Consider the following 14,482-nt stretch of genomic DNA (forward strand, 5'->3'; position numbering starts at 1 on the left):
TGAATCTGTCTTGAGTACTCGTTCTGGTCGGATTCCTCCTTCTCTTGTGCCACGCTAACCCCGTGAACTTCTACGAAGTCGCCAGCACTGGAAAAGGTGCTTAGGGAACACGGTTCAACAGAAAAAATTGAGCGTTTTGCTCAAGATATCCGCCAGACTTTATTGCAGAGTGCCAAAATTCTTGGTTATTTGCGATGGGCTTCGCTAAAGTTTAATTATTGTTTAAAATTTGAAGATTTAGCTTTTAATAAATTTGTGGACGATCGCACATTAATATTAAATGAATCGAAGTTGATTCAAACTGTGAAAAACCACTCTCAAAAGCCTGGACTTGACGAGCAAGAAATTAGAGCAAATATGGAGAACTTAAAAACAGATACTCAAGATATGTGGCACGTTTGTTGCGGTCACGATATGATTTATATTTTGTCGATCGCACTTTGTAAAGCATTAGGTTCCTGTAACTCTAAGGAAGTCGAGCCAAATGTACTAGAAAAATATTTAAGGGTTGCCTATGAGTCTGCTCATTTCCGAGAGACAAAACTTTATAGATCTATTCAGACATGGGAACAAACTAATAAACCTTTCCAGGTTCTATCTAATCTGTAACTCCCGCATTCCCAAAAACTTCCCCTACAGCCAACCGAGTGCCATTGGCAAAATCCACCCCAGACTGCACCTTTTTTCCCGGTAACTGCACCTCCCGCAACAATAATAAACCATCACCGGTTTGGACGATCGCCCCCAACCCCTTCACAACCTTGACAACTTCCCCATTTGCGCCCGACAACTGATCCAAAACAGGCCATTCGCGTTCCAAAACTCTCAAATCCGCTGGCATTTGCAGCCAATATTCCGGCCCGACGGGCACAGTAGCTATCACCTTCAGAGAATTGCCACGAAAAGTCGTCGTGCAATCCGGGAAAAAGCCCCTAACTTGATTGTGAAGGGCGATCGCACTTTTCGACCAATCCAGCACATAATCTGCACTCTTAATCATCGGCGCATAAGTCGCCTCAGCATCATCTTGAACAACAGCTTCAATCTTCCCGTCTCTCAATTTCACCAAAGTTTCTACCAACAAATCCGCCCCGACTTCCGCCAACCTATCCGCCAAAGAATCCGCATTATCCAACAGCGAAATACCAGCAAAAGCCTTCAATAGCATCGCCCCAGTATCCATGCCAGCATCCATCAGCATAGTAGTAATTCCTGTTGTCTTTTCCCCGTCAAAAAGACAGCGCTGAATCGGCGCCGCACCGCGATACTTCGGCAAAATTGAACCGTGAACGTTAACGCAAGCCAAACTAGGAATATCCAGTATTTCTTGAGAAAGAATTTGACCGTAAGCCACCACTACAAAAACATCGGTCTCCGCTTCCCGCAACTTAGCAAGCGTTTCCGCATCCTTCTTAATTCGGCGCGGCTGCCAAACCTGGAGACTGTGATTTAAAGCCACATCTTTTACAGGTGAAGGCATCAATTGATTCCCTCTTCCCCGGCGTTTGTCCGGCTGAGTCACCACACCCACAACCTCAAATTCTGGGTGGCTTAGCAAACTGGATAAAGTAGGAACAGCAAAATCGGGAGTGCCAAAAAAGACAATTTTCATAGATTTTTACTTATTTCGTACAATAATAACAACAAAACTACGCCATTAATTCATCTACCGCCACCCTAAATCCTGCCAAAACAACCTGGGTTGTCGCCACCTCACCAGGTTTGAACAAAACCACCTGACTTTTAGTAATTACTAACACCCAACTACTCTTAGGAAACAGCAGCCAAACTTCCAAACATCCCGATTCTAAATACTCCTGTGCCTTAGCAAAAACATCATCTGCAAAATCGCTAGGCGAAACAATCTCAGCTAGCAGCGGAAAACTCTGAGGCAAAACTGAAAACTCCCCAACTTCCGCCAATAGTTCAGGAGTAATATAAGATACATCGGGTATTCGCCCTTTTTTCATAGTTTGACAAGTGACTTCCACATAAACCTCGCCCCCTTGGCCGCTTGAGTCCATGTAAATGCCCCAATATCGTACTAATCTAGCTTGAATGCGCCGAGTCTTTGCAGTCATTCCCGGTTTCCCCACTACTTCTCCATTGACAAATTCTACAGGATGTTTGACTATAACTTTACCGTCCGCCCACTCCGTCCCGTCAGGAGGATTTTGCATCCATTCTTCCAAAGTTAAATCTAACTGTTCTACACTAGGAATTATCATCGGATTTAGAGTTTTTAGTAATCATCTCAATCTTATCATATCTGTCATAACATGGAAAGCCCATCTAATCTCCTGCTGAAACTCAGCCGCAGCTTATTTGCCGACACCGCCGAACAAGAAAAATTTATTCAGGCTGTTATCAATCCCCAAGCTTTTAATCCTGCCATATTGTGGCTGCAACCAAAACAAACAGAAAACCCATTTACTGTCGAAATTCCCGTCTCTTGGCAACCGCACTTTGTAGATAGACTAGCCTTAGAATCCCAGCCGGGAAAACATTCCTTACATCAAACAGGACATTACTACTGTCTAGACTTTTCCTCAATCTTTGCCGCCTCCACATTGTTAACAATACCCCAGCCAATCAAACTAATCTTAGATATGTGCGCTGCCCCCGGAGGAAAAAGTATATTTGCCTGGAAAACATTAAAGCCAGAATTGCTGTTGTGCAACGAAGTCATAGGCAAACGCATGGGAATGCTGATCTCTAATTTAAGACGCTGCCAAATTAAACCATCCGCCGCTGCCAACGTGGATTCAAAAATACTTGCCGAAAAGATGCCACAAACAGCTAATTTAGTAATAGTAGATGCTCCTTGTACTGGTCAATCACTCTTAGCAAAAGGAGACAAAGCACCCGGATGCTTTCATCATGTCACCATTAACAGCAATGCCAAGCGCCAAAAAAGAATTTTAGCCAATTCTGCTAAAATTGTAGCGCCGCAAGGTTATCTTGCATACATGACCTGCACTTATTCAACTGCAGAAAATGAACAAGTCAGCGAATGGCTGTTAAGCAAATTCCCCGACTTTGGGCCAGTCACTGTTCCTCATTTAGAAAAATATCGATCGCACCTGACAGCAATTCCTTGCTATCGGATGTGGCCGCAAGATAGACTAGGAGCCGGAGCTTTCACCGTTTTGTTTCAAAACACCTCGGATGGAGAGAGAAATCAGCTACCAGCAGATTTTCGAGATTTAGCTCGTTTTACCAACCTCTAACTATCCGCGTCCATCCCCGTTCATCTGCCGTTAAAAAAGTCTTCTTCCCTGAATCTAACTAAAAAATGATATTATCCAAATTATCCAAAGCAATTAAAAGACCACTCAAACTCGCTGTCGGCATTTTACTTACCTTAAATCTGCTAATATTAAGCGGCTGTCAAAACAGCACAACACCCGCATCCAAAAACGGCGAACCGATCGAACTCACACTGTGGCACGGCATCAATCCTCCGCCAAATCGCGACGTATTTCAAACCTTAACAGACAAATTCAACAAAACGCATCCCAACATCCACATCAAACCAGTTTACATCGGCCAGCCCGACCAACAACTGCCAAAAATACTAACAGCAATAGTTGGAAACGCACCGCCGGATTTGCTGTGGAATGCTGCTACCATTTCAGGAAAACTAGCAGAACTAAACGCAATTGAACCCTTAGAAAACTGGCTCGACAAATCGCCCCGAAAAGCGGAAATCTACCCGGCGCTTTTCGAGTCAATGGAACTCGGCGGACACACTTGGTCAGTTCCCCTAGCGACAAATAACGTCGCCATCTTTTACCGTCCCAGCTTATTTGCAGCAGCAGGAATCAAAAAAGTGCCGCATAATTGGGCGCAATTAAAGCAAACAGCCCGATCGCTCACGCGAGACACCAACGGAGACGGCCGCACAGACCAACACGGCATAGTGCTCCCCCTAGGCAAGGGAGAATGGACAGTATTTACTTGGCTGCCATTCATGTTCAGCGCAGGCGGCGAACTCAAAGGCGAAATACCTCAAAGTCCTGTACCCCAAATAGATAATCCCGGTTCTCACGCCGCCTTAGAATTGTGGAGCGACTTGTTAAAAGAAGGTTCAGCAGTATTGTCAGCACCCGAACGCGGTTATGAACTCGACAACTTCATCGCCGGGAAAGTCGCCATGCAAATCACCGGGCCGTGGACGCTAGCACAGTTGCAGCAAAGCGCGATCGACTACGGAGCAATGCCTTTACCGATCCTCAAACGCCCCGCAGCCGTCGTAGGGGGTGAAAACCTATTTTTAATGAAAACCTCGCCAGAACGAGAGCGAGCAGCCCTAGTATTCTTAGAATACGTTATAGGTGAAGAATTCCAAACAGCATGGGCATTGGGAACAGGTTATTTACCCATTAACTTAAAATCGAGACAGAGCCAAGCTTATCAAAGCTTTGTGGAAAAAAACCCTGTTTTGCAAGTATTTTTAGAGCAAATGAACTCCGCCAGAGCGCGACCCATTATATCAGGTTACTCCCGCCTGTCAGAAAACCTCGGTCGCGCCATAGAGGCAACCCTTCTCGGCCGCAACTCCCAAGATGCCCTTAAAGAATCTCAAGAGCGTTTGACACTCACCTTAGATATTGCAACAGCCAAAGAGAAATAGACAAGAAAAAATATTTTTGTTAGCTGTAAATTATCCGCCTTCACTGTATTCGATGAAAGACTTGAAGCCTCGATTGATTGGTGAAAAATCTAGTGAAAATCACTCCCGCCTGCACTTATAACCAGAAACGATGTTTCTTGCCCCAGACTTACCTAAGAGCAGAGATTTTACGTCGCTGCTATTGGTATTTTAGGTATTTTAGGTATTTTAGGTATTATTGAGCACGGTGCAAAATGTTAGGTGAATTGTATTGTGATCGCCCGGCACAAAAAGACACCCGCTGTCGCTCGGTAATAAATTTTTAACAAAAACCAAAAATTTACAAACCAATTGCTTAGCCATTAGAGATATATTTACAAAAAAGCCATACTCCCGAAATTCATGGGCAGATTTGATCGAACAAAAAAACCGCTCCCTCAACGGCACCACAAAAAGTTAGCTCAAAAGCTTCTCCCACTACCTACGACCCATGACCTACTATCACCTAATAGAAACATTTTCTGTACCCTGTGCCTGTCCCGTGCCGCCTACTGAGACCCCAACAACCGTCCACCTTTTCCCCAAACGACAATGCAGACAAAGTTCCTTAATGCAATCAAAGGACATTCCTGGCGGTACTTCCTCGCAGTAGGCGCGATCGCCCTGGTCTACTATTGGGCGTCGCAATTCGCGATTTCCACCCTCACCCTCAGTTCAGAAATTTACCCGATGTGGCCAGCAGCAGGAATTGCCCAAGTCGCCCTGCTGCTGTTTGGGCGACAACTGTGGCCGGGAATCGCGATCGGAGGTTTCCTGTTCAGCATGAGCGTACCGTCGGCCAATATCGGCACGGCATTGATCTCGGCAGGCGCCAGAACCCTGCAAGCGTGGACGGGAACTTATCTACTCCAGCGCATTAACTTTAGCGCCGGGCTCGATCGGCTCAAAGACGTTTTAGGAATAGTCGGACTAGCAGCCTTGGGATCTACTCTAATCAACTCCACCATCGGCAGCATCGTCGTCTGCCTGACCGGTTTATCTAGCTGGAGCGATTTTGGCACGATTTGGGGGACTTGGTGGGTGGGAGACGCTATGGGAATTGTGCTCGTCGCCCCGCTGCTGCTGACGTGGCAACAATTGCCCAAAGTTCCCACCCATCGCAAACAGATAGCTGAACGAGCGATTTGGCTGCTGCTGTTACTAGCAGTCGGCTGGCTCGTCTTTTGCTCCCGCACCCGCGCCGCCTACGCCCGCTATCCCCTCGAATACTTACCATTTCCCCTAGTAGTTTGGGCTGCTTTTCGATTCGGTCAGCGCTACACCGCCCTCTCCAACCTCATCCTCTGCGGCTTCGCCATCTGGGGTATCGCCCGAGGCAGCGGCCCCTTCCTCAAACACGCCAGCAATATCCCCCAAGCACTGTTATCCCTGCAAGCCTTCATCGCCGTCATCGCCGTCACCGGCTTAGTCTTAGCTGCCACCGTCGCCGAACGCCACCAAGCAGAAGTCTCCCTGCGCGCCAGCGAAGCCAGCCTCGCTAACGCCCAACGCATCGCCCAGCTAGGTAACTGGGACTTAGACCGCAACGCCCAGCAATTGCGGTGGTCAGAGGAAATTTACCGCATTCTCGGGCAGGAACCGGGAACTTTTGAACCCAGCCTGGAAGCCTTCTTGAAATACGTGCACCCTGAAGACAGAGAATTAGTCAGAACCTCGATCGAAGCTGCTTTATTTCAGCAACAGCCTTACAGCATCGACTACAGGCTCATACTCCCCGACGGCAGCAACCGCACAGTCTACGAACAAGCCGATGTCAACTCCCTCTACATCACCGGCACCGTCCAAGACATCACAGACAGAAAGCAAGCCGAAGCCGCCCTGCGTTCTTCAGAAGAAAGATTTTCCAAGGCCTTTCACGCCTCCCCAGTCGGGATCAGCATCTGCACCCTCACAGATGGATGCTTCCTTGATGCCAACGAAAGCTTTTTGCGCTCATTAGGCTGGCTGCGGCACGAATTTATCGGCCGCACTCCCAACGAATTAGGAATGTTTGTCAATTCAGAAGACGGGGGGCGGCTCGCCCAGATTTTGCAATCACAAAATTCCATCAGCAACCAAGAAATCAAAATTCGCACCAAAGCCGGCGAAGTGCGCGACTGGCTGGTGTCAGTGGAACTCATCCACCTCGGCAGCACTCAGTGCGTTTTAATCATGACCACCGACATCACCGAACGCTTGCGTTCCGAAGAATTCCGCCGGGCCGCATTAGCCGCCGAAGCTGCAAATCGCTCGAAAAGCATTTTTCTCGCTAACATGAGTCATGAACTCAGAACCCCCCTCAACGCCATCATCGGCTACAGCGAGATCCTGCAAGAAGACGCCCGAGACCTTGGTGCTGAAGAGTTCATCGACGACCTCCAGAGAATTAACACGGCCGGCCAGCACCTACTAGCGCTGATTAAAGATATTCTCGACTTGACCAAAATTGAAGCAGGGCGCATCGACTTCGACCTCGAAACCTTCACAATTTCTACTCTGGTTAAGGAAGTAGTTGCCACGATCAAGCCGACGGCAGACAAAAATAGCAATATCCTAGAAATACAATGCCCCGAGGATATTGGCTCGATGCAGACCGACTTGACTAAACTCCGGCAATCTCTGCTCAACCTCCTCAGCAATGCCGCGAAATTTACTTGCTCCGGCGCGATTACCTTCGCCGTTACCCGATCCGTCGAAATCCCCGCCGACGCTGCAAACAAAGGCAAAAAACTTGGAGCGTATAGAGAAGGTGGCCAAGCTGAAAATAGCTTGTCTCTCTTATCTTCCGCTCAAGATTGGATCATTTTTACGGTCAAAGATACCGGCATTGGCATGAATCCCGAACAGTTAGCCAAAATTTTTGATCCTTTCACCCAAGCCGATTCCTCAACTACTAAAAAGTACGGCGGTACTGGTTTGGGGCTGACGATTACAAAGAAATTCTGCGAAATGATGGGCGGAGACATTACCGCATTCAGCGAGGTGGACAAAGGTTCTACCTTTATCATTCGGCTGCCAGCTATTTTCACCGACCTTTCAATCTCAACCGCAAAGTCTGACCAATAATATTTTTTTACAGTTATTTTCGATGCCTGCAAATTTTATTTACCTCCGCACTAGGCAGATTATTTCGCTAGCATATAGGGAGATTTTGCCCATAATTTATCACATTATAAACTCCGTTTTTTTACTAGGTTTTTCTAATATAAAGTAATCTTAAATGAGTCGTATTTTTTTTACCCCACCCCAACCCTCCCCGACCCCGCTGGGAGTCCGTAAGAAATTCACAAATAATTTAGTATTGCTAGAGAGATAGAAGATTAGGACGGGTTAGATCACCCTAATTAATTTATGAGTAAATACGAAAAGTCCTGAAATCGTTTCCGCTGCCATGGGAATAATAATTTTTCCTGTCCAGTACAAGCGTACCTGCTCGTTTTTTGGCTGCCACCTAGTTTTTGAGGGTAAGTTCCCTTGATTAATACTCCGAACAGCTTTTCTATGACCCAATGGCTGATTCTCGCTTGACTTTGATCGACTTTGGATAATTAAATCAAGGTCAGCTCCACCCAGGGCTTGCATTTAATTGGAAATTTTTAGGCTCGTTGCGCTGTAAAGCTTGTAGGATCGTTACCCAAACTTTCCTGAGTATTGACTTGATAAGATGATATTATTATTTTTGAGCGTGCTGCCGACATTCAGAGCATTGGTTTGTGGACAACCCTTAAAAGTTATGAGAATTAATATAATTAACGCAGTTTGAAAGATTTTGGAGAGCAGGGATGAGCCCTCGGCTTCTCAATAAAACCTGTTAGAGATTTCGCTCGCGTACTTTATCCCCTAACCGTATACCTACGTATATATATTATTAATTAAAAAGATATACTGTAGAAAGTTGCCTACAAAGTGCCAGAAAATATGCACCCCCACCTCCAGCGCCAACTCGAACAGCTCGGTTTAGTCGGCGAGTCTCCCCCTCCCACTGCTGAGCAGTGGCAGCTTTTATTAGAGCAGGTAAGTTGTAGCTATGACGGAGCTCAGAGTCAGCAAGAACTTCAGCAGCAGGATTGCTTGAACTCGGAGACGGTGGCGTTAAAGGATTTAACTGACTTGCCGCAGTCCCCTCAAGACTCTCCAACAGATTCAGAATTCGCTCGACTGCGGGCGAGTGTCAACAGTTTGGGGGCGGGATTGTGTATCCTTGACGCGAAGGGCTGTGTAATCTCGGTGAATCCAGAAGCACAACGCTTGCTGGGATGGCGAGAGTCGGAACTTGCAGGCGTTTCCCTGCTAGAGCGCATCGGGAAGCAAAAGAAAGGCAACAAATCCCAAGTTTTGACGGCTCCGAAACAGTTGCCAAGCAAGAGTGAAGATGGGACGATCGCGCCTACACTAGATTTACAAGAGGCGATCGCTTCCGGTCAACCTTGCAACAATTGGGACGACGAGTTTTTGTGTCGCGACGGCAAAATTTTACCAGTTTCCTATTTTTTCCATCCGGCAGTTGAGGGCAGCGAAATATCAGTCTTGGTGTTTTTTGACATTTGTGACATTAGAGAACACAAGCAATCGCTCTCGATACTGCAAGCAGTTCTAAAATCTACAGATGCAGGAATTCTGGCGGTTGACAGAAACGGCAATATATGTAATTATAATCAGAAATTTCTAGAGATGTGGGGTTTGTCCGCCAGCCAAGGAAAGTTGAGCCGAGCGACCTTCGGCACACTCAAAAACACGCTCAAAACAGGATTCCCCTTCGACAGGGAACAATTAAAATACCCGCAAAGATTTCTCCAAAACGTGATCAAAGTGTCGGCAGATTCAGATACTCAAATCAGCGAATTATTAGAATTTAAAGACGGAAAAATTTTTGAATTAAATTCGTTGCCATCAAAAGTCGAAGGGAAAACAGTCGGTAGAGTCTGGAGCTTTCGAGACGTTACCGAACTCAAAAAAGTAGAACAATCTTTGCAGTATCAAATAGAATTCGCTCAGTTGATTGCCCGTTTGTCAACCCATTTCATCAGCCAGCCCTTATCAGAAATAGACAAAGGCATCGCTCAAACCCTGGAAGCGATAGCCACATTGAGCGGGTTTGACCGCAGTTACATCTACCTGTTATCAGAAGACAAAACCCGCGCCCACAAAACCTACGAGTGGTGCGGCGAAAGTATTCCGGCAGTCAAAGATAGCACCGACAAACCAATAGACATCGCACAAATCCCTTGGATCGCAGAAAAACTCGATCGCGCCGAATGCCTCTATATTGCAGAAATCGGCGAACTCCTGCCCTCAGCAATCGCCGAAATTGCCTATTTTATTGGTCAAAATCCAGCCGAATTCCAGACAGACTCCGCATCCAAAACAGTCAATCAAACAGCAACCGCCTCAATACCCTCGATTGGCGCTTCCCTCAATAATTTAGAATCCCAAAAACAGCTAATAAATATCCAATCACTGATAATTATTCCCCTAATTTCTAGTAAAAACCTAGTAGGATTTCTCGGATTCGATGGCTTAAAGCAAACAGCAGGTCGAGCAACCGAAATATCCACACAGCTAAAAATGGTAGGAGAAATGCTCGCCAATGCCCTAGAGCGTAAGCGAGCAGAAGCAGCCTTGAGACAATCCGAAACAAAATACCGCAACATCTTTGAAAACGCAGTCGAAGGCATATTCCAGACCACCCCAGACGGGCGCTACCTCAGCGCCAATCGCGCACTAGCCGAGATTTACGGCTACGAATCCTGTGCCCAAATGCTAGCCGAACTCACAGATATCAACCGCCAATTTTACGTTGACCCGAATCGGCGCGCCGAGTTTATGGCCCAATTGCGCGCGCGCCATCAAGTGTCAAAATTTGAATCCCAAGTATACCGCCGAGACGGCAGCACGATCTGGATTTCCGAAAACGCCCGCAGCATATGCGACGAAAGCGGCAGCGTTTTGTACTACGAAGGCACAACCCAAGACATCACCGATCGCAAACAGGCAGAATCCGCCTTGCAGTCGGCCCTAGAAGCAGCAGAATCAGCCAACCGGGCAAAAAGCACATTTCTCGCCAACATGAGCCACGAACTTCGCACGCCACTCAATGCCATCATCGGCTACAGCGAAATGCTCCAAGAAGAAGCCGAAGAATTGGGCGATGAAGCTTTCGTCCCCGACCTCGAAAAAATCTGCAGCGCCGGCAAACACCTGCTGTCGATGATCGACGACATCCTAGATATCTCTAAAATTGAAGCAGGTCGAATGGATCTGTACTTAGAAACCTTCGACATCCATACCTTAATTGAAAGTGCTGTTGCCACGGCCAGGCCGCTGGTCGAGAAAAACGGTAATACCCTAGAAGTGTACTGTCCAGACAACCTCGACACCATGCACGCGGACATGACAAAAGTGCGGCAAGTGCTGCTTAACTTGCTCAGCAATGCTGCCAAGTTCACACAAAACGGGAAAATTGCGATCGGAGTGGAAAGAATTAAAAATGAACAATTAAAAATGAAAAATCAAGAGGAATCTTCCCAAATTTTAATTTCCAACTCCGAATTTTTAAGTTTCCGCGTCGCCGACACCGGCATCGGCATGACACAAGAGCAATTGGAGCGAGTTTTCCAACCTTTCACCCAAGCTGATGCCTCGACTACCCGCGAGTACGGTGGCACCGGTTTGGGACTAGCAATCAGCCAGCGCTTCTGTCAAATGATGGGCGGCAGCATTGAGGTCAGCAGCACCTTGGGCGCAGGCACCACTTTCACCGTGCTCTTGCCCAAAGCCATCAAACAGCCGGAAATCCCCAACAAAGTCCACGACAGGACTAGCCCTCCGGACGCCCCCGCTGTCGGCACGGTGCTGGTAGTTGACGACGACCCGATCTCGCGGGATTTAATCCAGCGCACCCTCAGTCGCCAAGGACTGCACGTAGAAGTCGCCGGCGGCGGCGAGCAAGCTCTCCGGCTCGCTAAGCAACTACGGCCAGACGCCATTACCCTGGATGTGATCATGCCCGGCATGGACGGCTGGGCGGTACTCTCAGCGCTGAAGGCCGATCCTGACCTTGCCGAAATTCCCGTAATCCTGCTATCCTTTGTGGGCAACAAAAGCCTCGGCTTTGCATTGGGTGCCTCGGACTACCTCACCAAACCAGTGGACGGCAAACGGCTGGCTGCCTTGTTGAACAAGTACCGACGCGACCAAGACGGCGTTGCAAGTAACAATTTGACCTGTCAGATTCTAATTGTGGAAGACGACGTTGCCACGCGCGAAATACTGCGATGCGTACTAGAAACACAAGGCTGGGCAGTAACGGAAGCTGACAGCGGACGCGCTGCTCTCGATCGGCTAAAAGTGGCTCGCCCGCACCTGATATTACTGGATTTAATGTTGCCAGAAATGGATGGTTTTGAGTTGATCGGGGAAATTCGCAAATCCCATTCGGGAGATCCTATACCGATTGTTGTGATCACGGGGAAAAACTTGACACCGGCCGAAAGCCAGCAGCTAAACGGCTACGTCGAGCGGGTGCTACAAAAGGGAGTCTACAGTTGCGATAGTTTGTTGCGCGATGTTCGCTCTATAGTCAATGACAGGTTCGATCGCAGGTACGACTCGAAAGGCAAGGAGAACACCAATGGCTAAAATCCTGTTGGTCGAAGATAACGAAATGAACAGAGATATGCTTTCCCGGCGTCTGGCTCGGAAGGGACATGAGGTCTTTATTGCTGTTGACGGTGCTGAGGGAGTGTCGATGGCGCTCGCGAAAGTACCGGATTTGATTCTGATGGATATGAGTTTGCCGGTTCTAGACGGGTGGCAAGCAACGCAGCAAATTAAGGCGGCTCCTGAAACTAGCAGGATTCCGGTGATTGCCCTGACGGCTCACGCAATGGCGGGTGATCGTGAAAAGTGTCTTGCTGCAGGCTGCAATGACTACGACACTAAACCGGTCGAGTTTCCCCGACTTTTGGGTAAAATTGAAATGCTTCTGAAAGAGGCTATGACATGAAAGGTGACGAGGGCAGCGTGCTGGTTGTTGACGACAATGAGGTAAACCGCGATTTGCTGGCCCGCCGACTTCAGCGTCAAGGCCATCTGGTGACTGTTGCTGAAGATGGTCTCCAAGCTCTGGAAATGTTGCGAAGCGATCCTTTTGATTTGGTTCTCCTAGACATTATGATGCCGCAAATGAACGGCTATCAGGTTCTGGAAAATCTGAAGGCGGACGAGAAGTTGCGCCATATCCCGGTGATTATGATTTCGGCGGTGGACGATATCGACAGTATCGTCCGGTGTATAGAGTTGGGGGCGGAGGATTATCTTTCTAAACCATTCAATCCGGTATTGCTCAAGGCTCGGATTAGCGCTTGTCTGGAAAAGAAGCGACTGCGGGATAAGGAACAGGCGTATTTACATGAGTTGGCCCAGGAAAAGGAAAAGTCCGAGCGTTTGCTGTTAAATATTTTACCGAGGGCGATCGCGCAGCGCCTGAAACACGGGGAAATTACGATCGCAGACAGTTTCGCTGAGGTAACAGTGATGTTTGCCGATTTGGTCGGTTTTACCAAGCTTTCGGCTCATTTATCGCCGGCCCAATTGGTGGAGTTGCTCAACGAGATTTTTTCGGCTTTTGACGAGTTGGCCGAGCGCTACGGACTTGAGAAAATTAAGACGATCGGCGATGCTTATATGGTGGTTGGCGGTTTGCCGACGCCCAGCGACGACCACGCCGAGTCGATCGCGGAAATGGCGCTGGAAATTCAAGCAGCAATGACTAAGATCCATACCAAGGGAGGTCAGCCGCTCAGCATTCGCATCGGCATCCACACAGGCCCGGTAGAAGCTGGGGTAATCGGTACTAAAAAATTTACTTACGATTTGTGGGGAGATACGGTAAATACAGCTTCCCGGATGGAATCTCAAGGCGTCCCCGGCAGCATTCAGGTGACAGTTGCTACCTACGAACGCTTGCGGGGTAAGTACGTTTTTGAGGAGCGCGGCGTGATTCCAGTGAAGGGGAAAGGCGATATGATGACTTATCTGCTTGTGGCCCGAAACGCTTAATTAATCATTGGGCATTGGCCAAACAGGGCATTGGGCATCGGGTAGCGGTAACTAATATCAACAGTCAACAGTCAACAGTCAACAGTCAACAGTCAACAAATCATCAAATGAGCGTAAATTCTAATCTCTTAATGTACGCCCAATGGGCGGGAATTCTGACAGTAGCTTTGGCTATTTTAACAGTTATAGCATTTATCTTCAAATGGGGTTTTCGCTTCCGATTGGTAGGAGTGACAAGCTTTATGGGAGTAATTGCTGCGAGTATATTTGGTCTGGGTTTGGGACTGTTTTCCCGTACAGAAATTCCGGGTGCGGTGCGCTATTCTTTAGTTTACGATACTGGCGGCGCTCAAACAGTAGTTACTGTGCCACCTACGATCACCGAATCGCAATTAGAAGCAACGATGCAGCAAGCGGCTGCGGATTTGTACTCTCCAGGGCGCTCTGGGCGGGGCAGAGACTACATGACAATCCGGGTTCGTACAGTTGTACATCCTGAACCTGGGCTGTCGCAGCCGCTGTTTTTGGGCGAGGTGAGGCGATCGCTCGCGACTCGTTATGATGACAAAATGGCGATCGAAATCTTCCCCGAAAAAGTTGCTCTTCTGAAAAAATATCAAGCTTAAAAGTAGTGATTGTTGGGTGCGCCATGTGCACCCAGCCTTTTGCATAGAATCGAGCGCTCTTCTTATAACCCACATTCCGCAGATATTCAAGCAGAAGGAAAGGAAGATAGATTCGGAAACACAAAACTCCCAAACGATTGCC

At 47.9% G+C, this 14,482-nt stretch carries 10 protein-coding genes; 8 read left to right on the forward strand and 2 right to left on the reverse strand.

The annotated features are described in order from the left end of the window. Window positions 1-96: 96 nt before the first annotated feature. Window positions 97-609 (forward strand): hypothetical protein, encoded by a 513-nt coding sequence (locus QUA04_RS25325; RefSeq protein WP_445242366.1) that lies wholly within the window; start codon window positions 97-99, stop codon window positions 607-609. Here QUA04_RS25325 and fmt read toward each other — a convergent pair. Then, window positions 599-1,612, reverse strand: a complete 1,014-nt coding sequence (gene fmt, locus QUA04_RS25330) for a methionyl-tRNA formyltransferase (RefSeq protein WP_333262354.1) — start codon at window positions 1,610-1,612, stop codon at window positions 599-601. The two genes, QUA04_RS25325 and fmt, sit on opposite strands and share 11 nt — an antisense overlap. Before the next feature lie 37 nt (window positions 1,613-1,649). Then, window positions 1,650-2,228, reverse strand: coding sequence for a Uma2 family endonuclease (locus QUA04_RS25335; protein ID WP_333262358.1), 579 nt, complete (start codon window positions 2,226-2,228; stop codon window positions 1,650-1,652). A 51-nt stretch (window positions 2,229-2,279) separates the two neighbouring features. Between QUA04_RS25335 and QUA04_RS25340 the strand changes: the two genes are divergently transcribed. The 7 genes from QUA04_RS25340 (at window position 2,280) to QUA04_RS25370 (ending at window position 14,340) form a co-directional block, all read left to right on the forward strand. Then, window positions 2,280-3,230, forward strand: coding sequence for an RsmB/NOP family class I SAM-dependent RNA methyltransferase (locus tag QUA04_RS25340; RefSeq protein ID WP_333262361.1), 951 nt, complete (start codon window positions 2,280-2,282; stop codon window positions 3,228-3,230). A 65-nt stretch (window positions 3,231-3,295) separates the two neighbouring features. Further along, entirely contained in the window at window positions 3,296-4,636 is a 1,341-nt protein-coding gene (locus QUA04_RS25345) for an ABC transporter substrate-binding protein (protein WP_333262364.1), read from the forward strand. Window positions 4,637-5,206: 570 nt separating this feature from the next. Continuing rightward, window positions 5,207-7,720, forward strand: coding sequence for an MASE1 domain-containing protein (locus tag QUA04_RS25350; RefSeq protein ID WP_333262367.1), 2,514 nt, complete (start codon window positions 5,207-5,209; stop codon window positions 7,718-7,720). An 852-nt stretch (window positions 7,721-8,572) separates the two neighbouring features. Further along, window positions 8,573-12,292, forward strand: a complete 3,720-nt coding sequence (locus tag QUA04_RS25355) for a response regulator (RefSeq protein WP_333262370.1) — start codon at window positions 8,573-8,575, stop codon at window positions 12,290-12,292. Further along, window positions 12,285-12,659 (forward strand): response regulator, encoded by a 375-nt coding sequence (locus tag QUA04_RS25360; protein ID WP_333262373.1) that lies wholly within the window; start codon window positions 12,285-12,287, stop codon window positions 12,657-12,659. Before QUA04_RS25355 ends, QUA04_RS25360 begins: the two co-directional genes overlap by 8 nt. Further along, a complete protein-coding gene (locus tag QUA04_RS25365) occupies window positions 12,656-13,714 on the forward strand; it encodes an adenylate/guanylate cyclase domain-containing protein (protein ID WP_333262375.1) in 1,059 nt (352 codons plus the stop codon). Before QUA04_RS25360 ends, QUA04_RS25365 begins: the two co-directional genes overlap by 4 nt. Before the next feature lie 107 nt (window positions 13,715-13,821). Then, window positions 13,822-14,340 (forward strand): Ycf51 family protein, encoded by a 519-nt coding sequence (locus QUA04_RS25370; protein WP_333262378.1) that lies wholly within the window; start codon window positions 13,822-13,824, stop codon window positions 14,338-14,340. Window positions 14,341-14,482 lie beyond the last annotated feature (142 nt).

The organism is Microcoleus sp. S13_C5 (assembly GCF_036700845.1).
In the GTDB taxonomy this organism is placed as follows: domain Bacteria; phylum Cyanobacteriota; class Cyanobacteriia; order Cyanobacteriales; family Microcoleaceae; genus Microcoleus.

Coding starts and splice junctions, on each gene's coding strand:
- QUA04_RS25360 (WP_333262373.1), top strand. CDS start 12,285: ATGGCTAAAATCCTGTTGGTCGAAGATAACGAAATGAACAGAGATATG.
- QUA04_RS25350 (WP_333262367.1), top strand. CDS start 5,207: ATGCAGACAAAGTTCCTTAATGCAATCAAAGGACATTCCTGGCGGTAC.
- QUA04_RS25370 (WP_333262378.1), top strand. CDS start 13,822: ATGAGCGTAAATTCTAATCTCTTAATGTACGCCCAATGGGCGGGAATT.
- fmt (WP_333262354.1), bottom strand. CDS start 1,612: ATGAAAATTGTCTTTTTTGGCACTCCCGATTTTGCTGTTCCTACTTTA.
- QUA04_RS25335 (WP_333262358.1), bottom strand. CDS start 2,228: ATGATAATTCCTAGTGTAGAACAGTTAGATTTAACTTTGGAAGAATGG.
- QUA04_RS25355 (WP_333262370.1), top strand. CDS start 8,573: ATGCACCCCCACCTCCAGCGCCAACTCGAACAGCTCGGTTTAGTCGGC.
- QUA04_RS25365 (WP_333262375.1), top strand. CDS start 12,656: ATGAAAGGTGACGAGGGCAGCGTGCTGGTTGTTGACGACAATGAGGTA.
- QUA04_RS25345 (WP_333262364.1), top strand. CDS start 3,296: ATGATATTATCCAAATTATCCAAAGCAATTAAAAGACCACTCAAACTC.
- QUA04_RS25340 (WP_333262361.1), top strand. CDS start 2,280: ATGGAAAGCCCATCTAATCTCCTGCTGAAACTCAGCCGCAGCTTATTT.